This is a genomic window from Paenibacillus sp. E222, from assembly GCF_013401555.1.
In the GTDB taxonomy this organism is placed as follows: Bacteria; Bacillota; Bacilli; order Paenibacillales; family Paenibacillaceae; genus Paenibacillus.
The window spans coordinates 7,387,822-7,413,491 of record NZ_CP058552.1 but is presented as its reverse complement, the minus strand read 5'-3'; the positions used below and the strand labels follow the sequence as shown (position 1 = coordinate 7,413,491).

The 25,670-nt window shown below is 49.2% G+C and carries 16 protein-coding genes; 14 read left to right on the top strand and 2 right to left on the bottom strand.

Annotated features, from left to right (window positions below; all coding sequences use genetic code 11):
* Positions 1 to 13 precede the first annotated feature (13 nt).
* The 7 genes from HW560_RS33045 to HW560_RS33015 all read left to right on the top strand — a co-directional run bounded on the left by HW560_RS33045 (position 14) and on the right by HW560_RS33015 (position 14,353).
* Positions 14 to 2,422, top strand: a complete 2,409-nt coding sequence (locus tag HW560_RS33045; RefSeq protein ID WP_179265667.1) for a DUF4962 domain-containing protein — start codon at positions 14 to 16, stop codon at positions 2,420 to 2,422.
* Positions 2,423 to 2,557: 135 nt separating this feature from the next.
* Entirely contained in the window at positions 2,558 to 4,108 is a 1,551-nt protein-coding gene (locus tag HW560_RS33040) for an extracellular solute-binding protein (RefSeq protein WP_179265666.1), read from the top strand.
* A gap of 91 nt (positions 4,109 to 4,199) precedes the next feature.
* Positions 4,200 to 8,531: an alpha/beta hydrolase fold domain-containing protein gene (locus HW560_RS33035; RefSeq protein ID WP_373565023.1), complete on the top strand. Its 4,332-nt coding sequence runs from the start codon at positions 4,200 to 4,202 to the stop codon at positions 8,529 to 8,531.
* Positions 8,532 to 8,758: 227 nt separating this feature from the next.
* A complete protein-coding gene (locus tag HW560_RS33030; RefSeq protein WP_179265664.1) occupies positions 8,759 to 10,741 on the top strand; it encodes a CotH kinase family protein in 1,983 nt (660 codons plus the stop codon).
* Between the two features lie 428 nt (positions 10,742 to 11,169).
* Positions 11,170 to 12,486: an ABC transporter substrate-binding protein gene (locus HW560_RS33025; RefSeq protein WP_179265663.1), complete on the top strand. Its 1,317-nt coding sequence runs from the start codon at positions 11,170 to 11,172 to the stop codon at positions 12,484 to 12,486.
* 99 nt (positions 12,487 to 12,585) lie between these two features.
* Complete coding sequence (locus HW560_RS33020) at positions 12,586 to 13,479, top strand: carbohydrate ABC transporter permease (protein ID WP_090893817.1); 894 nt, start codon at positions 12,586 to 12,588, stop codon at positions 13,477 to 13,479.
* Positions 13,480 to 13,495: 16 nt separating this feature from the next.
* Positions 13,496 to 14,353: a carbohydrate ABC transporter permease gene (locus tag HW560_RS33015; RefSeq protein ID WP_256221911.1), complete on the top strand. Its 858-nt coding sequence runs from the start codon at positions 13,496 to 13,498 to the stop codon at positions 14,351 to 14,353.
* Here HW560_RS33015 and HW560_RS33010 read toward each other — a convergent pair.
* Positions 14,343 to 15,149, bottom strand: a complete 807-nt coding sequence (locus HW560_RS33010; RefSeq protein WP_090893821.1) for a helix-turn-helix domain-containing protein — start codon at positions 15,147 to 15,149, stop codon at positions 14,343 to 14,345. The two genes, HW560_RS33015 and HW560_RS33010, sit on opposite strands and share 11 nt — an antisense overlap.
* 117 nt (positions 15,150 to 15,266) lie before the next feature.
* Here HW560_RS33010 and HW560_RS33005 point away from each other — a divergent pair, with 117 nt between their 5' ends.
* Positions 15,267 to 16,688, top strand: a complete 1,422-nt coding sequence (locus tag HW560_RS33005; protein ID WP_179265662.1) for a family 43 glycosylhydrolase — start codon at positions 15,267 to 15,269, stop codon at positions 16,686 to 16,688.
* A gap of 85 nt (positions 16,689 to 16,773) precedes the next feature.
* On the opposite strand, the gene HW560_RS33000 is transcribed toward HW560_RS33005, so the two are convergent.
* The gene (locus HW560_RS33000; protein WP_179265661.1) at positions 16,774 to 17,688 is read right to left on the bottom strand and encodes an AraC family transcriptional regulator; all 915 of its coding nucleotides are present in this window, start codon (positions 17,686 to 17,688) and stop codon (positions 16,774 to 16,776) included.
* Positions 17,689 to 18,064: 376 nt separating this feature from the next.
* On the opposite strand from HW560_RS33000, the gene HW560_RS32995 reads away from it, so the two are divergent.
* The 6 genes from HW560_RS32995 to HW560_RS32970 all read left to right on the top strand — a co-directional run bounded on the left by HW560_RS32995 (position 18,065) and on the right by HW560_RS32970 (position 25,662).
* Positions 18,065 to 18,940 carry a fumarylacetoacetate hydrolase family protein gene (locus HW560_RS32995; protein WP_090893827.1) on the top strand — a complete coding sequence of 292 codons (876 nt, stop codon included), beginning with the start codon at positions 18,065 to 18,067 and terminating at the stop codon, positions 18,938 to 18,940.
* A 21-nt stretch (positions 18,941 to 18,961) separates the two neighbouring features.
* Positions 18,962 to 20,428: an alpha-ketoglutaric semialdehyde dehydrogenase GucD gene (gucD, locus tag HW560_RS32990; protein ID WP_179265660.1), complete on the top strand. Its 1,467-nt coding sequence runs from the start codon at positions 18,962 to 18,964 to the stop codon at positions 20,426 to 20,428.
* 16 nt (positions 20,429 to 20,444) lie between these two features.
* The gene (locus tag HW560_RS32985) at positions 20,445 to 22,421 is read left to right on the top strand and encodes a YjhG/YagF family D-xylonate dehydratase (RefSeq protein ID WP_306459225.1); all 1,977 of its coding nucleotides are present in this window, start codon (positions 20,445 to 20,447) and stop codon (positions 22,419 to 22,421) included.
* A 52-nt stretch (positions 22,422 to 22,473) separates the two neighbouring features.
* The gene (locus tag HW560_RS32980) at positions 22,474 to 24,093 is read left to right on the top strand and encodes a glycoside hydrolase family 43 protein (protein WP_090893834.1); all 1,620 of its coding nucleotides are present in this window, start codon (positions 22,474 to 22,476) and stop codon (positions 24,091 to 24,093) included.
* 42 nt (positions 24,094 to 24,135) lie between these two features.
* A complete protein-coding gene (locus HW560_RS32975) occupies positions 24,136 to 24,780 on the top strand; it encodes a CatB-related O-acetyltransferase (protein ID WP_179265659.1) in 645 nt (214 codons plus the stop codon).
* Between the two features lie 435 nt (positions 24,781 to 25,215).
* Positions 25,216 to 25,662: a hypothetical protein gene (locus HW560_RS32970; protein WP_179265658.1), complete on the top strand. Its 447-nt coding sequence runs from the start codon at positions 25,216 to 25,218 to the stop codon at positions 25,660 to 25,662.
* The last annotated feature ends 8 nt before the right edge of the window (positions 25,663 to 25,670 follow it).

The window sequence follows — 25,670 nt, the reverse complement described above, 5'->3', positions numbered from 1 at the left end:
AGGGGACGATACGATGGAAGTGAAGCGGAAGCTTGCAGAAAGACCGTTGTACCAACCAATCAGCGGGCCGTTCCATGTGGACTATGCGCCTGACGAGCACACCGTTCTAGGAGAAAATCCGCCGAGGTTTACCTGGATGGCGGCACAGCAAGAAGACGAGAATGCCTATATGCTGCAAGTATCGGTGGGGTCTTCTTTTCAGGAAGGAGAGACGATGACCTTTGCGCCGCTCCCGTATAACTTTTTCACGCCGGACCGGGTGTTTGAACCTGGGGAGTACTATTGGCGATATGCGCTGCTTGTAGATCAACCAGTGCAGCAAGTGGGCGAAGCCGAAGCATATGTCTCTCAGGGGAAGCAAGGGAGTGAAGCCAAAGGGCATGCCTCGCAAAGGAAGCAAGGGGAAATGTCGGCTTGGAGTGAGGTGCGGCAGTTCACTGTGCCAGCGGGATTACCCGAGACACCGCTACCTTCCCGGGCGCAGCGGTACATTTCCACAGACACGTCTCACCCCCGGTTATGGCTCGGAGAGAGCGGGCTGCAGGCACTTGCGGATGCCATTGCGACAGATGCTACATATTGCGGCTGGGATGTATTTATGGCAAATTCCGTGGAGCCATGGGCCAACCGCGAACCAATTCGTGAACCGCTGCCTTACCCGGAGAACAAACGTGTCGCCGCGCTCTGGAGGCAAATGTATATTGATTGTCAGGAAACGTTATATGCGATTCGACATCTCAGCATCGCGGGGCGGGTGCTACGTGACGAACGGTTGCTTGGAGCAGCGAAAACCTGGTTATTGCATGTGGCGGCTTGGGATACAGAGGGAACGACCTCTCGTGATTATAACGATGAGGCGGCCTTTCGGGTTGCCGCTGCGCTTGCTTGGGGTTATGACTGGCTGCATGATGAGTTGAACAGTGAAGAGCAAGAGATGGTAAGGCGCAGTTTGCTGCGGCGGACAGAACAGGTAGCCCAGCATGTGATGGTTCGCTCGAAGATCCATCATGTGCCTTATGACAGCCATGCGGTGCGTTCATTGTCTTCCGTGCTTGTGCCCTGCTGTATGGCCTTGTTGCATGAGCATCAGCAGGCTGCAGTGTGGCTGGATTATGCGATCGATTATTATGCCTGTCTGTACTCCCCTTGGGGAGGAAGTGATGGAGGTTGGGCTGAAGGCCCGATGTACTGGACAACAGGTATGGCCTACGTGACAGAAGCGATGAATTTGTTACGAAACTATGCTGGCATCGATTTCTTTCGTCGGCCGTTCTTCCAGCGTACTGGGGATTTTCCACTCTACGTGTACCCGCCCGATGCACGGCGCGCCAGCTTTGGAGATCAGTCTACGCTGGGTGACCCGGTAAACTTGAAAACAGGCTATCTTGTCCGCCAACTGGCAGGTGTTACAGGCAACCGTTGGTACCAGTGGTACTTTGAGCGTGTGCGCCAATCCGATCCGGGGACAGAGGGAGCTTTTTATAATTACGGTTGGTGGGACTTTAACTTTGACGACTTGGTATACCGCCACGATTATCCGCAGGTGGAGGAAGAGTCGCCTGTGGACATCGAGCCGCTGAAGTGGTTCCGTGATGTGGGTTGGGTAGCCATGCATCACCGGATGGACGATCCGGATGAGCATGTTATGCTGCTGCTCAAGTCGAGCCGTTATGGCTCCATCAGCCACAGTCATGCGGATCAGAACAGCTTTACCCTGCACGCATTCGGTGAGCCGCTTGCGGCGGATACAGGCTATTATATCGCCCACGGCAGCTCCTTTCACCGGGAATGGCGCAGGCAGACACGTTCCAAAAACAACCTGCTGATTGGTGGAGCAGGGCAGTATGCTGAGAACAACAAGGTGCTGAATATGGCCGCCACCGGGCAGATCGAAGAGGCCTATTGGCGGGACGGCGATGGTTATGTGCGCGCGGTAGCGACCGATGCCTATGCCAGCACCGTACCTCATGTGAAGCGTGTTGTACGGGAGATTCATTTTCTGCAATCATCCTACTTCGTCATTGTGGACCACATTGACCTGGAGAAGCCGGACAGCGTTCAATGGCTGTTCCATGCACTGCACCCGCTACAGCTGAAAGGGCAGAGCTTCCGTCTGAACGGGAATATGGCGGGGCTTGAGGGCACGTTTGTATATGCTTCCTCCGGTGAGCTGGCGCTCAGCCAGACGGATCAATTCGCAGAGGTGGACCCGGCAGAGTACGAAGGGCTGGAAAGACATTATCATCTGACCGCAGAAACGCGGCCGGCCTCAAGCCACAGAATTGTAACACTGCTTGTACCATATAAAATCGAGGAGCCGAAGTATGTCCCCTATTTCATCGATGACCAGGATCACGGCATCCATCTCTATTTTACCGACAACGGTGTAACGAAGAAGATCGAGGTATCCAAGACGTACTAGGGAGTGCGGACCTAAAGAAAACGCAATCTCATCTAAAACATCCCCATTGTTGCAGGCGGTGGGGATGTTTTAACATCTATTTGAAAGCGCTTCACCAACGAGTGGTACCTAAATCAGGATGAAAAGAGGGGTAGCATGAAAAAGTGGATGGTCTCAGGCATGGCGCTATTGCTGGCAGCAGCTGTTATGACCGGGTGCAACAAAGGCAGCGGAGCGGCATCCGGTGAAGGCGGGGGAGACGGCAAAACGAAATTCTCCATTTCACTCCGTACGCTGGCGTATACGTATGTGGAGAAGTCACCAGACATTAACAAGGATCAATGGGTGAAAAAACTGGAGGATCTGACGAATACCGATCTGGAAATTGTCCTGGTCCCCCATAAGGAATATGAACAGAAAATGGTCCAGATGTTTGCCACCAATGATATTCCTGACGTGGTGCAGGGTGACGGCGGCGTCAACGGCAAAGAGATGGCAGGCTCGGTCGAAGCTGGAGTATTTCAGCCGCTGGATGAACTGCTGCAGCAGTACGGGCAAGATTTGCTCAAAACCGTGCCGAAGGAAGCCTGGGACCAGGTAACTCATGACGGCCATATCTATGCTATCCCTGAATATTTATCCAATCCATCCCGCCGGGCAACCTGGATTCGCAAGGATCTGCTGGATCAAACGGGACTGCCGGTGCCCACGACGGTTGAGGAGACTATGGACGTTTTGCGCGCCTTTAAGAAGCTCGGCGTGGAGAATCCGTATATGGGGCGTGAGGATTTCAAATATGCGGATACCTTTTTCGGTGCCTATGACGTACAGCAATTCCTGTCCATGATGGAGCAGCAGGGCGACCAGGTTGTTCCTAAATTTATGGATAACGAGAATATGCAGCAAGCCCTAACGGTCTATAAGACGATGTACGAGGAAGGGCTGATCAACAAAGAGTTCGCGACCATCAATTCCACCGTATTCAAAAATACGATTCTCTCGGGCAAGGCGGGCATGTGGTCCATGAATGCCAACGAACTGATCCAATGGGAGAAGCAGATTAAAGCGTCGGTTCCCGATGCCAAAATCGAGATTATCCCTTCCCCTGTCGGCCCGGACGGAAAGGGCGGTTATTATTTGTACGGTCCGGTGACACGTGCCTACTTTATTAATAAGGATGCGGCTGATCCGGCTTCCATTATCCGTTTCTTCAACTGGATGGTGTCTGACGAAGCGGAGAAGTTTTTCACATACGGCACAGAAGGAGAGACCTACACAGAGGATAATGGCGTGATTTCATACACAGCTCCAACAGACTCCGCTGGTGTAGACGAAGAGCGTTACCGTCAGTCGTTCTTATGGTTCGTACAGGACACAACGTACAATAAAGGCTCGTTATCGCTGACAGAAGAAGGCAGAACGCTGATGAATATTTACGATACCATCTTAGCCAAAGAAGGTCGGGATGGCATCAACTTTGATCCGCGTTTGGAAGCTTTTGTACAGAATCCCGAGATTGCTCCCAATTCGGATACACCTCCTCAGGTATTGCTCACACACATGATCAAGATGGTTTATGGTAAGGAGCCGATCTCCGATTGGCCGAAAGTGGTAGAGGAATGGAAATCCAAAGGCGGCGATCAGGCAATCAAAGAAGCCACCGAGAAATTCAATAAGGGTGAAGGCGTGTCCGCACCGCGTCGCTAACGATTTAAGTTGAACTATACATTTTACACGATAACAGCGATCGGAAGGTTGTTCTGTCATCGGAGTGGCAAGTCAGCTGAATACGGAGGGGATGCAAGTGAATGACGTGTTCAAAACGTGGAAGAAGCGGGTTGTACTTGTTGCCATGTCTGTCATACTCATTAGCGGTATTACCGTTCCCGTGCATGAAGTCCGGGCGATCGAAGACGCTGTTCCTCATTCTATTTTAAATAGTACGCAGGAAGAAAATATCCCGGATCCGGAGGGCCCAGAGTTGGAGATTTACGCGGAAAACTTTGATGATCCGGACAACTTTGGCTCTACAGGCGGAATTGCACTGAGAGCCCCCTGGCTTCAGGAAGGAGAAGGAGGGAGCAAGGCCAAAACGTCATCTTCCACAACCGCCCCCTCGCTGCCCAACATGATCAAAATTGACGGAACCGATGCAATCGCACTGCCGCTTGATCTGACTGGATACGGAAATATCCGGCTGAACTACTACACACGCGCCTCGTCCTATATCAGCGGAAGCATCATTATTGAATGGTCGAAGGACGGAGGCAGTTCCTGGGCAACGCTGGAGACATTTGAACTTGCCCCAGGCACTCCTGATGCGAAGAACAAGCAAGGAAATACGTTAAAAAGCTGGACGCTGGGTTCGGAAGCGAACAATAACAGCACAGTGAAAATTCGTTTTCGAACAGGAGATGCCATGCAGGCCAACATGTATATCGACAATGTTGTCATTTACGGTCAGGCTATTCCCGGTATAACGCCTGCCCCATCCCCAGTTCCGCCTGGAGAGGAGAATACGGAGTTTACGCCACCACAAGGAGTAACTTTATACGAGGATGTGGAGATTGGAACGGCTGGTGGGCGAGCAATCTATTCATCCATTGCTGTTCCCGAGACAGCGGCAGCTGAACCGATGCCGGTCATGGTCTATATCCATGGAGGTGGATGGAATCACGGGGACAGGAAGCAGGCATTAAACTCCATATGCAATTATGTACTCAAACGCGGTTATATCGGTGTATCTCTGGACTACCGGCTGACACCTGAGGCGCCTTTCCCTGCCCAGATTCAGGATGTAAAGCTCGCTATCCGATATTTGCGGGCCCATGCAGCCCAGTACAATCTGGACCCGAGTCGGATCGGCGTCTGGGGATCATCAGCGGGCGGCCATCTGGCTGCATTACTCGGCACAACAGGGGACATGGTCGCTGGGGACACTGTAGAGCTCGATACAGGGGTGACGGTAGATGTACCTGATCTTGAAGGTTCTGGCGGATGGCCTGAGTATTCCGACAAAGTGCAGGCCGTTGCCGACTGGTACGGACCTGCTGATTTTACGACGACATTTGCCAATAACTATAGCTCGGTCACAGCTCTGCTTGGCGGGCATCGTGCGTTCGATGTTCCGGAGCAGGCCAGACTTGCCATGCCGGGCACGTATGCTTCACCAGATGATCCACCGTTCTGGATTCGGCACGGTGATGCTGATGCCACCATTCCCTATACCGACAGTGTTACTTTCGCGGGACAGCTTCAATCGGCGGGTGTCCCGATTGTAGATATGAAAGTCGTACCCGGTCAGGGCCATGGATTTACAGGGACGGCTTCCGAGGTTGCCAATGCGGAGGCATGGGCCTTCCTTGATGAACATGTGAAGAACCGGATCGTTACGGAGCCCGTTATGTTCAAAAGCAATCCCGAACACACTACGCCTGGAGATGAAGAAGAGGAAGAAGAGAAACCGTTGATTGAAAAGGTCATCGCCAGCAAGCTGCCAAACGACGATGCGGCGATTGACAGCAGCAAGCCTGACTTGAATTTCAATCAGGCCACGGGCTCCAGCACCGGATTGCTAAGCATTTCTTCCACGCCATCGACCAAGAAATATGTGTACTTCAAATTTGACATGACCGGAAATGAGGTCGAAGGAGATCGGTATCGACTACGGATTGCCGCCAAAAAAGGCACATCGAATATCGATACAGAGTTGTCTCTTTACGGTTTGAATAAAACAGACTGGAGCGAATCATCGTTAACCTGGTCGAATGCCCCGGTCCAAAGTCTCAGCGAAAGTTCGCTGCTTGGCACATTCCAGGTCACGGCAGATCGTAGTGGAAGCCCGGCCGTCTATGAAGTGGATGTAACCGATTATTTGAAGAGTCGCCCAGATGCGGATCAGGTTGCATTTTTGCTCGCGGATGCGGGATCAACAGGTGTTTCCGTGAACGTATACACCAAGGAAGCCAACGGAACGAGCAATCCGCGTCCACAGTTATCTGTTATCTCATTAATCGAAGATGGAAGCGACACACGCGCGCCAGAATGGCAGCAGGAAGCTGAGCTTGAGATTCGCAACTGGGGAACGGAGTTTGCAGAACTGAGATGGCCCGCTGCCAGTGATGATACAGCTGTATCTGCCTACCGGATTTATCGAGATGGAGTTATGCTGGCTGAACAAGGTAAGCAGTCATTTCGTGACAGCGGACTTGCAGCCGAAACATCGTACACGTTTCAAGTGAGGGCGATTGATGAAGCCGGCAACGTCAGCAGTGCTCTATCAACCGGTATGACCACCCTTGCGGTTCCGGTATCGTCCCTGCCTGTTGCCTCCGTCTCGGCAAGCGGTAGCGACGGCAACCTGGCGACCAATACCCTCGACAATAACAGTTATACACGCTGGTCAGTTGCCGGAGAGGGGCAATGGATCATGTATGATCTGGGTCAGGTTCAGCAAGTGAGCTATGTTGGGATTGGTTTTTACAAAGGGGATGTCCGAAAGACCTTCTTTGAGATAGACACGTCTGTTGACGGGAATCATTGGACCCAGGTATATGGCGGCGAAAGCAGTGGGGATACAACCGAAATGCAGGCATTTGATATCCCGGACACTTCTGCACGTTATGTACGGATCACCGGGCATGGCAATTCTGATTCAAGTATTTACACGAGTCTGACCGATGTGCATCTGTATGCCCCTTATGCAGGGGGAGGAACGCCTGTTGCCCTGATTCCATACATTGAGCCACAACCACCCGAAGGGACGGTGCCCTTTATCGCTCCAGGACTGACGGAGACAGATGGAGCACCGCATACTATCCATTCTCCTCATGCTGTAACCGGACGTACGATTGATGTACGGGATTACGGAGCAGATCTGGCTGATCATACGAGTGATGACCGACCCGCAATACAGGCTGCTATTGATGAGGCGAACGCTGGTGATGAAGTGTTTTTGCCTGATGGAGTGTACAATTTGTTGTCCGGGCCGGATGGAACCACCAACCTGAAGCTCAAATCCGGGGTGAATCTGAGAGGAGAGAGCAGTGGCGGAACCGTGCTCAAGACATCGCTGGATCAGGTGACGGGCAGCGCGGTCCTGAAAGCATCGGCTCAGCACAGCATTCTCGTATCCAATATGACCATAACATCATCTTGGTCTGGCAGCTACACAACCGATCACAAATCCAACAATCCCTCCGCAGGGGGGCCGGATAGCCTAATTCACATCGCCAACTATGGTGAGGCTCCATCGTATGACATTACGATCGACGGCGTAATTGTGGAGAAATTCAAACGAATGGCGATCCGCATCGAACACAGCCGAGATGTCGTTGTGAAGCATGCAACATTCCGTAATGCAACAGATCTGGGCCCTGGGGGTTCAGGCTACGGAATTTCCATTCAGGGAACGGCCAAGACTGATCGACTCGGTTTTGACAATGATACGTTATGGAATGTGGTTGAGGATAGTACGTTTGAGGGCCCTTATCTCAGACATGGAGCGTTGATTCAGTTTGTCGCTCATAACAACGTGCTGCGTGGCAATACATTTAACGGAACCAAGCTGGATGCTATTGATCTTCATGGTGAACTGGAGTATTTGAATGAAATCTCCGGCAATGTCATTACGGATGTGCTGACAGGCGCAGGGATTGGACTTGGCAATACAGGGGGTTCAGCACCCAGCAATCACAGCAAGTCGGGTAAAGGAAACTACATTCATGACAACACGATCAGGAACAGCCAAATCGGCATTTCGGTAACTATGGGCACCCCCGATACTCTAATCGAGGATAACCTCATCGAGAATACAACCACGATTGCAGATGCGGCAGGAATCAAAGTGTTGAATGGACCGGGTACGGTGATTCGAGGCAATGTGATCCGTAACAATACCGCAAGCGGATACTGGGGCGTGCGTCTTGAACGCGACAAAGGCGATGCCGGAGCCGGCAATATTGGCGAAGGTAACCCCGAGAATGTGTTGATTGAAAATAACCGAATCGAAGGGAACACAAACGGAATCGGACTCTTTGCCGGAGTCGGCATCCTAATGAAGGCCAACGTTCTAAACAATGTAGATGAGGACTACTACAAAGCAGCAGGTGTGACCGTTACCGAGCTATAAAGGATCAGAACAAGTAGCCTGGCAGGCGTCTATATAAGTTGAAGCTCAATTGTACACCATCCTGCAATCGGAGTGATAAGGTGTACCATTTATAGTTCAACTTATGTAGCCTGATGGGCTACTTTTTGTTGTGGATCATTGATTTAAGATTCATTAAAGGTTTGTCCTCTACCATGGTTTCATAAGCCTACGTTGCTTAACAGAAACCAATAAGGAGGATTCATCATTTGAATAGTTTACTACGTAAAGTTGCAGTAACGGCCTTGTCCGTGACGATGGTAACATCATCTTCTTTTGTTTTGCTAGGAAGCCCGAACGCTGCGTTTGCCGCTGAGGATACAACTACCAGCACAGGTGTCACTCAAGCCTATGAATCGTTGTTCCAAACGGACAACATCATTGATGTGAATGTTACGATTGATGATGCAGACTGGAAGAGCATGCTCGAAAGCCCGCTGGATAAGGATTATAAGAAGGTAAGTGTGGAAGTGGACGGCAACAAGCTGGATAACGTTGGTTTCTCCACCAAGGGTAATCTGACGTTGAAATCCGTAGCCTCGATGCAAGATTCCGACCGTTACAGCTTCAGACTGAAGTTCGATAAATACGACAAAACACAAACCCTGCTTGGTCTGGATAAAATGGTCCTGAACAACAACTACGCCGATCCATCGTACATGCGTGAAGTTCTTCATTATGAAGCGCTGCGCAGCATTGGCATGGATGTACCGATGACGAACTACGTTAATCTGTATATCAACGGCGAACTGGTTGGTTTCTATACCGGGGTCGAAGCAGTAGATGACAGCTACCTGGAACGCAATTACGGCGAAGATTATGAGGACGGTGTCCTCTACGATACGGAGGAGAAGAGTTATCTGCAGTATTCAGAAGGCAGTGACTACAGCACCATCACCGAAGATTTGGGTACGGACGAGAATAAAACCAAGCTCAAAAACTTCATCAAAACGCTGAACGACATGCCTGAAGGTGAAAAAGGCGATATCGAGAGTGTGCTGGACGTGGATTCGGCACTGAAATATATCGCGGGCAACATGGTCTTTGGCAACTATGATAGCTATAGCGGTGACAAAGGGCATAACTACATGCTCTACGGCGACGCAGATGGCAAATTCACCGTTGTCCCTTGGGACTTTAACATGTCTTTTAATGGATACGCCGGTGGAGGCGGACGTGGAACAACAACAACTGGATCAACGATGACCAACACCAACGCAACGAACGTATCTGTGGACGAGCCAGTACTGGGCATTAGCATGGAAAATGTACCGATGATCAACAACCTGCTGGCTGTGCCTGAGTATAAGGAAAAATACTTGAGCTACGTCAATGAGTTAACGGACTATCTGGAAGACATTCAGGACCGTATCACAGATCTGGCTGACATCATTCGTCCATATGTAGAAGCAGATCCAACGAAGTTCTACACAGCAGAGCAGTTTGAATCCAACATCGCATATTCAGCCAACGCTGATGCAGCAGGCGGTATGGGTGGCATGGGTGGTACACCACCAGAAGGATTCGAAGGTATGACACCGCCAGAGGGCATGGAAGGTATGACGCCTCCGGAAGGTTTTGAAGGCATGACACCTCCCGATGGTACGACACCGCCGGATGGCACAACAGGAACGGGAACAACAGCCAGCACAGGCAATACCCAGACACGTCCTGGCGGTAACTTTGGCGGAGGTATGGGCTCCATGGCAGCGGGATCGCTGACGACGTTTGCCCTGAACCGACTTGCCAATCTGCAAGAGCAGCTTGGACGTGAAGTAACACCTCTGCCTGAGACTTCGGAAGATACAGGTACGGATACCGGAACAGGAACAACAGACAAAGCGATTACGGTAACCCTGGATGGCCAAGCGATTACGTTCCCGGATCAGGACCCGTTAGAGCAAAACGGACGAGTTATGGTACCTGTGAACGCCATCCTTGAAGCTTTGGGTGCAGAAGTAACGTGGGACAAAACAGCGAAAACGGTAACAGCCGTTCTGAATGACCAGACGCTTGTGCTCCAGATCGGAAGCAGCACGGCAACGGTGAATAGTGAAACGCTCGAAATTGATGCACCAGCCATTATCAAGAACAGTCGCACACTTGTACCGGTACGCTTCATCTCTGAAGGACTGGGACTGACCGTGGATTGGGATCAAACGGCTGCAAAAGTAAGTCTTACATCTAAATAATCAGGATGGAATAAAAGGGATTCGATGAGCACATCGAGTCCCTTTTTTTTGTTCGTCTCATTCCTCTAAGACATCTTCTTTTCTTGCAAGAGTTTTACCACAGCCCGTAACAACAAATAGTTGAATGTGACTATTGATCAATAATTCTTTAGGATAGGTCATTGAATCAAACCGTGAGAAACCTTACTTTTAAATAACAAAAGAAAACGCTAACAAAGCAGAAGGAGTGGTGTTTCGATATGCGATGTCTGGGAAGTTTCACCGTGCAATTTTAGGACAGATTCAGGTTTGGGTTGGTCATAGGATCTTTGTATTAAATAAGGATTGATCAGTAATCCCCTCCCCCGTTTTTCGAATGTAGTCAGGATGTTAAATTCATTCATCGGGTTATAACATTAGCCATGGCCTAAGTACAAAGGAGGATAAATATGAGAAGATTTTCAGCCATTCTATTCATCGGGATATTAATGACAGCGCTCACAGCTTGCGGAGGAAACGGTAATCAGGCGGAGGAAAACCCTGGGGGCAGTTCTAATCCGGGTGGGCAGGAAATTTCCGGCGACCTTACCATTTTCGGGTGGGGCGGCGGTGAGGAGCTCCAGTCCCGGAAGGAAGCAACTAAAATTTTCAAGAAACTCTATCCAAAAGTGAAGGTGCATGAAGTTTGGCTCCCGGCAGATAACATCGATGTTAAGTTGGATGCAGCTCTCGCTGCGGGAAATGCTGGTGATGTGATTATGATGTCCCCGGACTGGAAAGGGCTAAGGTCTAAATGGTTCGAAGATTTAAACCCTTATATTGAAAAGGATCAATTAGACCTGGAAGCTTTGTTTACGCAGGGAGTTGACGGAGGATATGTTGATCCGGACGGTACACGCAAAGGTATGCCGACAACAGCCTCGGATTTTATGATTGCGTACAATAAAGACATCTTTGACAAGGCGGGGATCCCTTATCCAACAAATGACTGGACTTGGGATGATTTTTCGGCAACAGCCAAACAGATCTCGTCGGGTGAAGGAGTAAACCGGGTCTACGGTATTGTGTCCCACTGGATTTTGCAAAGCTTTGCTCCATTTATATACGGAGGGATGCCATATAACGAGGATTGGACCAAACAGACTTTGGATGATCCCAATACGCTTAAGGGGTACCAATTGTTTGGCGACCTGGTGAACGCAAAAGCAATGCCGGATGATGCTGCTGCCAAGAGCATGCCCATGGATCAAATGTTCGCTGCAGGCAAGGCTGCGATGTATCCGCTAGGTGTGTTTGAAGCTTCGACGATTTCCAAAAATATTGGATCAAATTTCAAATGGGGAATTGTGATGCCTCCAAAAGATCCGTCCGGAAAGACAGTCAACATTAAATTTCAGACCGGCTTCGCCATGAATAAAGATTCTAAAAATAAAGAAGCGGCTTGGGCTTATATAAAAACAGTATCCCTGAATAAAGAGGTAGGCGAATTGTACAGCAAGGTAAATCTTCCTGCGGCGAAAGAATCGGCTGAAAGTACGTTTGCCAACTTGAAAATTGAAGGTACAGATATCTCCATGGTGGATTTTGTAACTGGACTGCAGGATGCCATAACTTTCCCTTGGGGAGGCTCCATTGCTAAGGCAGGGGATCTTTACAAGCAGACCTGGCAGCAGGTCACCGTTCAGGGGAAATCGGCTGAGGAAGCCGCTAAAGCCTATACCTCACAAATTCAGGCCGCTCTTGACTCGATCCATCAAAACAAATAATAGAAGAACAATGTACGGTTTGTTTAACAATGGGGGGGCAGTCCCCCCATCTCTATCATAATCGGTCTTGCAAATGCAGGCATTTATGGAGGCGAAAGAATGAAGGCTCGAAACATTAGCATTGAAAAAAGGGAGGAAAAATCATTTTTCCTCTTTATCTCGCCATGGCTTTTGGGCTTTTTAATATTCACTTTATATCCCATGGTTTATTCCATCATTCTGGTTTTCACAAATATGGATATGACCGGCTCAGGTCAATTTATTGGCTTAGATAATATCGTCAGAGCCTTTACACAGGACCCACTATTTTACCGTTCGTTGCTGAATACGCTATATTTTGTGTTGGTTTCCGTTCCGGCCAGCTTGCTCTTGTCCTTTCTGATTGCTCTTCTGCTTAATCAAAAAATTAAGGGGGTTGGTTTTTTTCGAACCAGCTTTTATATCCCTTATATCACATCCGGCGTTGCGGTTACCTTGCTTTGGGGGTGGATTTTTAATGCTCAATACGGACTCGTTAACTATTTCCTTTCTCTATTCGGCATTACAGGACCGAACTGGTTAAGCGATACCAAATGGGCGATGCCGGCAATTATTATTATGGGGGTCTGGACCATCGGGAATTCCATTATCATTACACTTGCGGGGCTGCAGGATATTCCGGAAGCCCTATATGAGAGTGCTGAAATGGATGGAGCGAGCAGTTTAGTGAAAATTACGCGGATTACTCTGCCTCTGATAACGCCTACGCTTTATTTTAATCTGATCATGGGGATTATCGGTGGTTTTCAAATCTTTATGCAACCTTTCATCCTGACCGAAGGCGGCCCAAGTTACTCCACCTATACTTACATGATGCATATTTATAACAGCGGATTTAAATATAACGAGATGGGTTACGCCTCAACTTTGGCCTGGTTATTATTCTTAGTTATTATGCTCATCACTCTAATCGTAAACCGGACCTCCAGACACTGGGTTTATTACGATAACTAATTTGGGAGGTGCAGCCATGGAGGCTTATTATAAAAGTAAAAGAACCAGCGATCGAATCAGAGTCAGCTTGAGTTATATAATACTGACAATTGTTGCAGTCGTTTTTATCTTTCCGTTTATATGGATGCTTTCCACCGCCTTTAAAATCCCCTCGGAAGCCTATACGCTGCCTCCCAAAATCATCCCGGGAACTTTTACGTGGGATAATTTCATTCAGGGTTGGCAGTATGCGGATTTCACACGGTATACATGGAATACCTTAATCGTAACGGGACTGGCAACGTTTGGAACGGTTCTTTCCGCTTCATTTGTAGCCTTTGGCTTTGCACGCTTCAAATCCAGATACAGCGGGTTGTTATTTACCGTCGTGCTTGCTACCATGATGCTCCCCAGTCAGGTGACTCTCATTCCTACGTATCTGTTGTTCACCAAACTTGGCTGGCTTGATACGTTGATGCCTCTGATCATTCCCTCCTTTTTTGGGGGAGGAGCATTTAACATTTTCCTTCTCAGACAATTCTTCAAAACCATTCCGAAAGATCTGGATGAAGCCGCCTATATTGACGGTGCAAATGCCTTCCAGATTTATTACAAAATACTGCTGCCAGCCATCAAACCGGCTTTGATTACGGTTGGTCTCATGTCAATTACCTTTCACTGGAATGACTACATGTCTCCGTTAATTTATTTGAATAGCGATGAGAATTTTACATTGGCTATCGGTTTGCAGTTCTTTCAGAATTCTTTTGGCTCTTCCCAAATACAGATGCTGATGGCGGTTTCCTTGATTACAGTGATCCCCGTGCTGATTCTCTTCTTCATCGGACAAAAGTATTTTATTCAGGGGATTACGATGACGGGAATCAAGGGTTGACCCCATCGAAATCGGCTGTGCCAACAGGCAAGTCGACGATCCGTTTGTGAAATCTCTTTGGTGTCGAACCAGTCACTTGTTTGAACTGCCTGCAAAAATGCTCTACATTACGGTAACCGCAGCGGTCTGCAATCTCTGAAACCGTGTAGAGGTTATGTCGAAGGTATTCTTTGGCTAAGCGAATTCGACTATGAATAACATCATCCATACACGAGAGGCCAAACAATTTCTTGTAAATGAATTGCAGGTATCCCGGACTGATGCTAATGATTTTAGCCATTTCCGATATGGTCCAAGGGTGGCTGGGATTATTGTGGACGGCCGCCCGAAGTTTTAAAAGATTATAGTGTTGAGGACTAATCTTTTCTTGAAAGTAAGACTCAAGCAGTTTATTGAACAGGGTCCGGAGCAGACAATCTATGGATGATTCCCTGTAATCTTTTTTGAATGAATTCTCTATGACAAGCAGTTGGAATAGCATGTGGCAATATTCGGGGTCATCCAAAGGAAAAGGTTTGCCAAATGGAAGCGAGGTTTCGGTCACGTAAGGCTCATCGCTTTCAAAACGAATCCAATCATTAATATATTGCTCTCCACAAGCCCGATAATACACTTTTTGATGCGGTTCAAAAAAAACGGCACAATGGGGAGGGTAATCCTTCAGTTTTCCATCTACCCAGAACTGAGCAGGAGTCTGTGTAATAACCAAAAGCCAGCAGTTGTGCCCTTCGGGAATATCAAAAACAAAATTGCTGTTATGTGCAGCGTCATACTCAACGTAAAAAATGTTTGTCATTGTCTTCACCTTATTATTAGAGTTGAAAAGTCAGTAAGCGTTTTAGTTGTTTTCTATTATACGGGATTTATTTTCAAATCATATTGCCTAATTACTTTTGCGAGGAGTGCAGCTTGAATGAAGAAACAGGGGTTAAATCCATACCTTCCATCCTGGGAGTACGTTCCTGATAGTGAGCCTTATGTATTTGACGGCAGAGTTTATGTGTATGGTTCGCATGATCGATTTAACGGACATGTCTTTTGCTTGAATGACTATGTATGCTGGTCGGCCCCAGTGAATGACCTGGGGAATTGGCGAAATGAAGGTGTGATCTACCGAAAAACAGATGATCCGCTGAATCCGGATGCCAGTATGTGCCTCTATGCGCCAGATGTTACGGTAGGTCCTGATGGACGGTATTATCTGTATTATGTGCTGGATAAAGTGCCGGTTGTTTCTGTGGCTGTATGCGATACACCTGCCGGCCAATATGAATTCTACGGTTACGTGAAATATGCCGATGGCACTCGACTGGGAGAAAGAGACGGGGACGAGCCACAATTCGATCCCGGCGTGTTGACTGAAGGGGAGCATACATACCTGTATACCGGCTTCTGTGCGCCCGGGGATCAATCGAGACATGGCGCGATGGTGACGGTGCTTGGTCCGGACATGCTGACGATTGTGGATGAACCCGCATTCGTAGCTCCTAGCCAACCATACAGCAAGGGCAGCGGATTTGAAGGACATGAATTTTTTGAAGCACCTTCCATCCGGAAGAGAGGGGACATCTACTACTTGGTTTATTCCTCTATCGTCATGCATGAATTATGCTATGCTACCAGTACATTTCCAAACAAAGGGTTTGAATATCAGGGCGTTATCGTAAGCAACTGCGATCTTCATATCGACGCCTATAAACCAGCTGACAAGCCGATGTATTATGGCGGGAATAACCATGGCAGCGTTGTGGAGATAAACGGGGACTGGTACATTTTCTATCACCGCCACACCAATGGGGACGCATTTAACCGTCAGGGCTGCGTTGAAAAGATCTCTTTTGAGGAGGACGGAAGCATTCCTCAAGTGGAAATGACTTCCCTCGGCTTGAATGGGGGACCTCTTGAAGGAAAAGGGGAGTACTCGGCTTACCTGGCTTGCAATCTTTTTACGAAAGATGATCAACTGTATACAGGTGGCTTCGGACAGGGAGCGTGGCTGGACAGCCGCTTTCCGAAGATTACTCAGGATGGAAGAGACGGCGATGAAGAGACCGGATATATTGCCAACATGGTTGAATCCGCAACGGCAGGGTTTAAATATTTCGATTGTAACGGAATTCGCCAGGTTAGGATCAAGGTGCGCGGATATTGTAATGGAGTCTTCGAGGTCAAAACGGCCTGGGACGGTCCTGTTCTGGGAGTGATTCCGGTACATTTTACAAATGATTGGAAAAAATACACAGCCGAGATTACCGTTCCGGACGGTAGACAGGCTTTGTATTTTACTTACAGGGGAGCCGGAGGCGCGAGTTTGGCCTCCTTTACATTAGAATAAACCGGCTGAACAGATTCGACGTTTGTAAAGACAGAGCAGCTGCTGATCATTCAGCAGCTGCTTATTTCATGTGAACACTAAAAAGTCAATCATCAGGATGATCGGCTGCCGTTGCCTGCTGGGAATGGCTGCGAAATTCACTTGGCGCGATGCCTGTCCACCGCTTGAACTGACGGCTGAAATGCGCATTGGTTTTATACCCCAGCATCATCGCAATATGGTCAATGTTCAGGTCTGTTTGCTTTAACAGCCGCTGGGCTTCGTTCAACAGGGTTTCGGATAAAAATTTGCGCGGGGCAATGCCGTAGATCTGCCGAAAGATGCGATTGACCTGGGATGGGCTAATGTTCAGTGACTTGGCGATGTCTTGAATCCAGGTTCGCTCGCTCTCCTGAATTTCCCCATGAAGATGGATATATCTTACGGAATCCTCAATGTGCTCGGCAATTTGATGGGCGATGGTTTCTTTTCGGGATAAAGTAACAGATGCTTTTTGAGATAACTGGCCGACCAGGGAGCCAAGCAGTTCAAATACGGCGGCATGAACCTTCATTTGTTTGGAGGAAGACAGCGAGCTCAACAAATGCTCTGTGGCCAGATCATAGAGTGTAGACAGGGAAGAGGACAGACCAATAGCCAGATCGGAATCTGCCGGATAATAGATGTCTTTATAGCGGTTGAGTTCTCTGCAAAAAGAAGTATCGTGTATGCTGAAATGTACGGAAAAATAAGTGAACCCCTGCGGTCCGGCACCGGTGCAGGAATGGGTCATACCAGGACGGATAAACAGAAGGTCGCCAACAGACTGGCTGTATGACTGCCCGTTAACGACCATGTTCATCTGGCCATCCATCATCCAGTGGATTTCATACATCGAATGCTCGTGGGACGGATAAGTCCAGTTGGAATCTACTTTTCGTGCATGCAGCCCCAATAATTGAAAAGACATGCGAACATCGGGCAGACGACCTAAATACACGGCTTCTGAAAGCTTGGTCACAGTAACCCAACCCCCTCGTAATGTTCTATAATCCAACATCTTATCGTTTCGTCTATATCAATTGAACTAACTATTTACACAGAAACGGAGAGGACAGAAAAAACCTGAAAAAGCGAAGCGGTCGCCTTTATCACCGGATTTTCCCCTTGTGAAGAGGGAATCAAAAAAATCTGGGGATAACAGTGATTGGAAGGTTATTCTGTCATCGGAGTGTCCGTGTAAATCATCTTTAGTTCAACTGATATAGATCCATCTTAACAGAAAAAGAATGCGTGAAAAGGGTAAATCGTCGGAGTGATTAGAGCATCGTCATGAACCATAGCTGGTGCTATGGTAGTATTATCAACCCGATGGGGGAGAATGGGGGCAAGCTTGAATGAGAATTATTCGATTTCTGGATGGACAACAGAAGTGGCTGGCAGCCGTTACGGATGATGAAAAAGCGTATCGTTTGCCGCAAGCCGATTTTATGACTTTGATCTATCAAGCAAGAGAGCAGGGAATTTCTCCAGTCCAACTTATTGAAAGCGCTCTTAAGCCGTTGAACGAGCTGACTGACGATTGGACTTCCCTGCATCTAACCACTCCATTGGAAGCTCCGGAAGTATGGGCGGCGGGTGTAACATATCAGCGCAGCCGCGAAGCGCGAAATTATGAAGCCACGGATGGCAAGCTGGATGTGAAGACTTTTTACGATAAGGTTTATGATGCAGAAAGACCGGAGATCTTTTTTAAATCCACAGCTGCCCGCACCGTTGGACCGCATGAGGCAGTCACGCTTCGCAGCGATTCCAATTGGCAGATCCCGGAGCCTGAGCTTGGATTGGTGCTTGCCGCGGATGGCAGCATTGTGGGATACATCGTTGGCAATGACATGAGCTGCCGTGATATCGAAGGGGAAAACCCGCTGTATCTGCCACAAGCAAAAATGTGGCGCAATTCCTGCTCCATAGGTCCGGCCATTCGACTAGCGGAAACGGTGCAGAATCCGTATGCGTTCAGCATCGTCTGCCAGATCTATCGCGAAGGGGAAGTGGTTGTCAAGAGTGAGGCGAGCACGAGTGAATTAAACCGAAAGCTGGATGAGCTGGTTTCCTTTCTGGCTAGGGATAACGATTTGTTTGACGGTACGGTGCTTTTGACAGGCACAAGCATCGTACCACCCAATGATTTTACACTTGAACCTGGGGACCGTATTGAAATATCTATTAGCGATATCGGGACACTCATCAATCCAGTCATTTCAAACTAGTTTATAAGGAGGATGAATGCGATGACCACATTTCAGGTAGAGCAGACATACAGCAATTACATTAACGGAGAATGGGTGAAGGCCACAACCGGTGAGACCGAACCGAGTATTAATCCGGCGAATCGGAAGGAGGTAGTCGGCTACGTCCCCACTTCCGGCGTAGAGGATCTGAACCAGGCTGTTGCAGCGGCGAAGGCAGCAGCCAAGGATTGGCGGAGGTTAACCGGTGCGGAGCGTGGTAACTATCTATTTCAGGCCGCAAACGTCCTGGAACGCCGGGCCGATGAGGTTGCGGAAGCGATGACCAGGGAAATGGGCAAAACCCTTCCTGAAGCCAAAGGAGAGACGATGCGCGGTGTCGCGATCTTAAGGTATTACGCAGGAGAAGGCATGCGCAAAACAGGCGATGTTATTCCTTCGACGGACAGCGAAGCGCTGATGTTTACGACCCGCGTCCCGCTTGGTGTTGTGGGCGTTATTGCTCCGTGGAATTTTCCTGTAGCGATTCCGATTTGGAAGACGGCTCCGGCCTTGATTTACGGCAATACCGTTGTGTTAAAACCGGCACAGGAAACGGCAGTTACTGCGGCTAAAATAATGGAATGTTTTGAAGAGGCGGGTATTCCGGCAGGCGTTCTTAATCTGGTATGTGGCAGAGGCTCGGTGATCGGAAATGCGCTTGCAGAGCATCCGGATGTGGGCGGAATTACATTCACGGGTTCCAATGAAGTGGGAAAGCGCGTCGGCGCAGCAGCACTGGCACGAGGGGCCAAGTATCAACTTGAAATGGGTGGGAAGAACCCGATTATCATCGCGGCAGACGCTGATCTGGATTTGGCTGTTGAGGCCACCATCAGCGGTGGCTTGAAATCGACTGGTCAAAAATGCACGGCCACCAGCAAGGTCATTATTGAACGAAAAATATATGACGCCTTTAAAGAAAAGCTCCTCTCGCAAATTCAGGAAATCCGACTGGGTGATGGCATGGCTTCCGGCAGCTGGATGGGTCCATGTGCAAACGAAGGACAGCTCAACACCGTGCTGAGCTATATTCAAAAAGGACAGGACGAAGGTGCCGTTCTGCTGGCAGGTGGAAAAAGACCGGACGACCCGGGGCTTGCAGAGGGATTTTATGTCCAGCCGACCGTATTTGAAGGTGTCGAATCGCACATGTCCATCGCCCGGGAAGAAATCTTCGGCCCGGTACTTGCTTTAATGCCAGTGGATTCCCTGGAAGAAGCTATAGAGGTGGCTAATGACACCGATTATGGTTTAAGTGCTTCCATTTATACTCAAAATGTTGGAGCTATGCTGTCTTTCATCCGGGATATGGATGCAGGATTGGTCAGAATCAATGCGGAAACGGCTGGCGTAGAGCTGCAGGCTCCGTTCGGTGGAATGAAGATGTCTAGCTCGCATTCCAGGGAACAGGGCCAAGCGGCTATCGAGTTTTTCACCGCCATCAAAACCGTCTTCGTGAAGTCATAAACATTGGGAGGCTACCATGTACGAACAGATTACGTCGATTATGGGGGAGACGGCATCCAACTGCTTCGATATCATAGCACATGCTCCAGGGGCTGCCGGAAGTCTTCCTTTAACGGATGATTTGCTGCGAAATGCTCCAAGCGGCGACTTGTTCGGCATGTCTCAAAATGTTGGAATGGGCTGGAAACCCGGGGAATTGAACGGTAAACAGTTTCTGATCTTAAGTACACAAGGCGGCATACGCAATGAGGACGGCAGCCCGGCAGCACTTGGTTACCATACGGGCCACTGGGAGGTCGGCCTGCTGATGAAGGCTGCTGCAGAAGAGCTGTCAAGCCGGGGAGGAATCCCGTTTGCCGGATATGTCAGCGATCCGTGTGACGGTAGATCACAGGGAACGACCGGAATGTTCGACTCGCTTCCCTACCGTAACGATGCCGCTATGGTGTTTCGCCGACTGATTCGCTCCCTGCCGACGCGTAAAGGCGTGCTTGGTGTCGCAACGTGTGACAAAGGTCTGCCAGCGATGATGCTCGCGCTTGCCGGTATGCCGCAATTGCCTGGCGTAATCGTTCCCGGTGGCGTCACACTTCCGCCTATAGATGGAGAGGACGCGGGTAAAATTCAGACCATCGGCGCACGATACGTCAACGGGGAAATCTCTCTGGAAATGGCATCGGATTTAGGATGTCGGGCTTGCGCTACACCTGGAGGAGGCTGTCAGTTTCTAGGTACTGCGGCAACAGCCCAGGTCGTAGCTGAGGCCATGGGCATGACGGTGCCGCATGCCGCGCTTGCACCTTCCGGGCAGCCCATCTGGATCGAAATGGCGCGCCAATCCGCACGCGCACTGATCCACATGGAATCCCAGGGGATGAAGATGGCGGACATTGTCACAGAAGCGTCGATTCGCAATGCCATGACCGTTCATGCTGCGTTTGGCGGTTCAACCAATCTGCTTCTTCACATACCGGCTATTGCTCATGCGGCTAGTTTAACCGTGCCTGCGGTACAGGACTGGATACAGGTCAACAAAAATGTTCCGAGACTGGTTAGTGCCCTGCCGAACGGACCGATCTTCTACCCGACCATCCGGGTTTTTCAGGCAGGAGGCGTACCGGAGGTCATGCTCCACCTCAGACAGCTCGGCCTGCTGGATGAGTCTGTACCGACAGTTACAGGTACGTCATTGGGTCAAGTGCTTGATTGGTGGGAATCGTCAGAACGCCGTCATCTCATGCGGAAGCAATTGAAAGAGCAGGATGGCATTGATCCGGACAGTGTCATCATGAGTATGGAACACTCGCAGCGTCTTGGAATTTCTTCGACCGTGACATTTCCAACCGGGAATATCGCTCCTGAAGGTTCTGTGATCAAATCCACATCTATTGACCCTGCTGTGCTGGATGAGCATGGCGTATATCGTCATCGTGGCAGAGCCAAGGTGTTTACCACCGAGCGTGAGGCGATCCATGCGATTAAGACTGGCGGTATTCTGGCTGGCGACGTTGTTGTGCTTCTCGGACGAGGTCCAACGGGGACCGGCATGGAAGAGACGTACCAGCTGACGTCTGCGCTCAAGCATTTGTCTTTTGGTAAATACGTGTCCCTCATTACCGATGCCCGGTTTTCTGGTGTTTCCACCGGAGCGTGTATTGGCCATGTTGGACCCGAAGGACTGGCAGGCGGACCGATTGGCAAGCTACGGAACGGAGACTTAATTGACATCGTCGTGGATCGCAATACACTGGAGGGCAGCATTAACTTTGTCGGAGAAGGAGAGACGGAGGTTTCACCGGAAGAAGGTGCTCTTACTCTGGCACAAAGGTCTTTCCATCCGGATATGCGACCTGATGAAGCTCTGCCGGATGATACCCGGCTGTGGGCTGCGCTGCAATCCGTCAGCGGTGGGACATGGAGAGGAAATGTGTACGATGTAGAGCGGATCATAACCGCCTTGGAAGCTGGTAAAAAAGCGTTAGGCTGGTATTGAAATCAACCTTTGTTGATTACCTATCATTACTTTCATACCGGAGGTTTCTTACATGAATATGATCACGAACCCCATTCTTCGCGGTTTTCATCCCGATCCGTCTATATGCAGGGCGGGGGAAGATTATTATATCGCCACCTCCACCTTTGAATGGTTCCCTGGTGTTCGGATACAACATTCAAGGGATCTGGTTCATTGGCGGCCGATCGCTTCTCCACTGACCCGTGTAACGCAATTGAACATGGAGGGCAACATTAACTCCGGCGGTGTATGGGCACCCTGCCTTAGCTATGACAACGGTTTATTTTACCTAATCTACACAGATGTCAAAAGCCGGGTAGGCGCTTTTAAAGATACCCACAATTACCTTGTGACAGCAACAGATATTGAAGGGCCCTGGTCCGAACCGGTGTATCTGAACAGCAGCGGTTTTGATCCTTCCTTATTTCATGATGAAGACGGACGGAAGTGGCTGGTCAATATGATCTGGGATCATCGTAAGGGTAAAAACCGGTTTGCAGGCATCGTTCTTCAGGAATATTCTGTCCGAGAACAACAGATGGTCGGGCCTGCAGTTAACATATTTAAAGGAACGGAACTAGGACTGACGGAAGCGCCGCATCTGTATAAGCACAAGGACTATTATTATTTAATAACGGCTGAAGGGGGAACCGGTTATGAGCATGCGGTTACGGTTTCACGTTCCCGTACGTTACAAGGCCCTTATGAGGTCGATCCTGATAGTCCCATCCTCACTTCATACGGCAGGCCGGAACTAGATCTGCAAAAGGCCGGTCACGGCAGCCTCGTCGAAACGCACACCGGCGAGTGGTACATGGCTCATCTGGTCGGGCGGCCCATCAATCAAAAATATTGCATACTTGGACGCGAGACGGCGCTTCAGCAGTGCACTTGGAGCGAGGACGGCTGGCTGAGGCTTGCGAGTGGAGATCGTTATCCAGAGGTTCAGGTGCCCGCACCGAAGATCACGGCACATCCATTTGAACCAGCAGCAGAAATGGACCACTTTGATCAATTCGAGCTTCAGAACGATTGGAATACACTTCGTATACCACCCGATCCGACTTGGCTCAGCCTGACAGAACGTCCCGGTTACTTGCGCTTGCACGGAATGGAGTCTATGAGTTCGACGCACAGGCAGAGCATGGTCGCCCGGAGATTGCAGGCGTTTGAGTGTGAAGCTGAAACTTGTCTGGAATTTGCGCCGGACCATCCACAGCAAATGGCAGGACTGATTCTGTACTACGATACCAAAGACTATCTTTATTTACGGGTTACTTGTCATGAAGAGAAGGGATTGTGCTTGGGCATTATTCAGTCCAGGTACGGGATATACGACGAACTGCTGCTGGAGGATATTCCGTTAGAATCAGTGAACAAAATCCGCTTAAAGGTTGTGGTCAATCACGATCGTGCCTGCTTTTACTATGCGTTAGATGATGATCCATCCTGGTGTCGGGTAAGCGGGTGGCTTGATATCACACATCTGTCTGATGAATCTCCGGAATATATCCGGTTTACCGGTACCTATATCGGTCTCTGTGTGCAGGATCTTGGCGGGACCCGTAAACACGCTGATTTCGATTACTTTGTGTATAAAGAAATGAACAACCAAACGGTAAGAGTGATAGATAGAACTCCGTCCGTTTAAAATCTAATATCTGTTACAATGGTGGAAAAGGAGGGAATATATATGGCTCCCGATAAAACAAAACTTTTCCCTAACGACAATATTCGTACCGTTTGTTACATTCAAAATTTGCCGCCGCGCTCTAATGTGCTGATCGGTGATTATACGTACTATAGTGACAACAGTCGTCCACCCGAGCAATTTTATGACCGCATTCAGCATCATTATGATTTCCTGGGTGATCGTCTGGTGATCGGTAAGTTTTGTGCAATTGCCGAAGGCGTGACATTCATTATGAATGGTGCCAATCATCGGATGGAGGGCATGACGACCTATCCCTTCAATATTTTTGGTGGTGGTTGGGAGAGAGTGACCCCTACGCTGGATCAGCTGCCTTTTAAGGGAGACACTGTATTGGGGAATGACGTCTGGATTGGTCAAAATGTAACCATCATGCCGGGTGTCACGATTGGAGACGGTGCCATCGTTGCTTCCAATGCGACAGTCACCAAGGATATCGAGCCTTACACCATCGGGGGTGGCAATCCGGCCAAGCCGATCAAAAAGCGCTTTGACGACGAGATCATTGCTTTGCTGCTGGAACTAAAATGGTGGGATCAGGATGAGGTGTGGTTGGACACTCATTTGGAACGACTGGTCTCTACATATGATCGGCAGACATTGCGTGAGCTTTTGAAGAGCAAGTAGGTTGGTGTACGAGAATTAATGTGCAAAAACGAGACTATGGCTGGTTCCTTACGGAGCCAGTTTTTTATTTTGCCTGACTGACCTTGAGCATGGACATACAACTCAGCACGACTTTGCCCTAAGCGGGGAAATGCAGCACTGCGGGGTATCTGCCTGTTTATCATGGACTCGGGAAGTGAACAGCTTGCAGGTACATTTTGAACAGTTGGTAGAAGAAAACAACTTTAAAGCTAAACTCCAAAACAGCTGCACTGTCCATTCAGGACAGCGCAGCTGTTTTGTTCTGCCGGAGGAGAGGGTTGCGTATCCCAAGCTAAACCCCTGGATGGAAAAGATGAATTGAGCCAATCCATCCGCAGGTGGACTTAACTCCCGCTGAATTCGGCTACACTGATTGTAGATCAGAGAACACGTGAAGAAGGTGAGGAAACAAACATGATGAATCTTGTGATAATAGCCGTCATTGTTCTATTGTTATCTTTAAGGGAGAAGGAAGTGAAGACATCCCGTTTATGGGTCTTTCCAGCAATCATTGCGTATTGGGTGCTTTCGAGCGTAGTAAATACACCATTAACAGTAGGCAATATCCTGTTATATATTGTTTTTCTCCTCATCGGTTGCGGGATTGGTGCGTGGCGGGTACATCTGGAGCAGCTTCGAGTCCATCCAACTACAGGTAAATTGATGTCCAGGGGATCGCTGGCGAGCAGCTTGCTCCTGATCGTGGTTATGGTGCTGAGACAGCTCGCCAGCCAATGGGATGTGCATCATACGGTGGTTTCACTGAGCAGTGCTTTGTTGTTTCTGCCTCTGGGAAGCATCGTTGCCCGGCGCTATTTTCTGTATGCCAAAATCCAGCGTTTTCAAGGCAGAGGTGTATAATCGTTTCA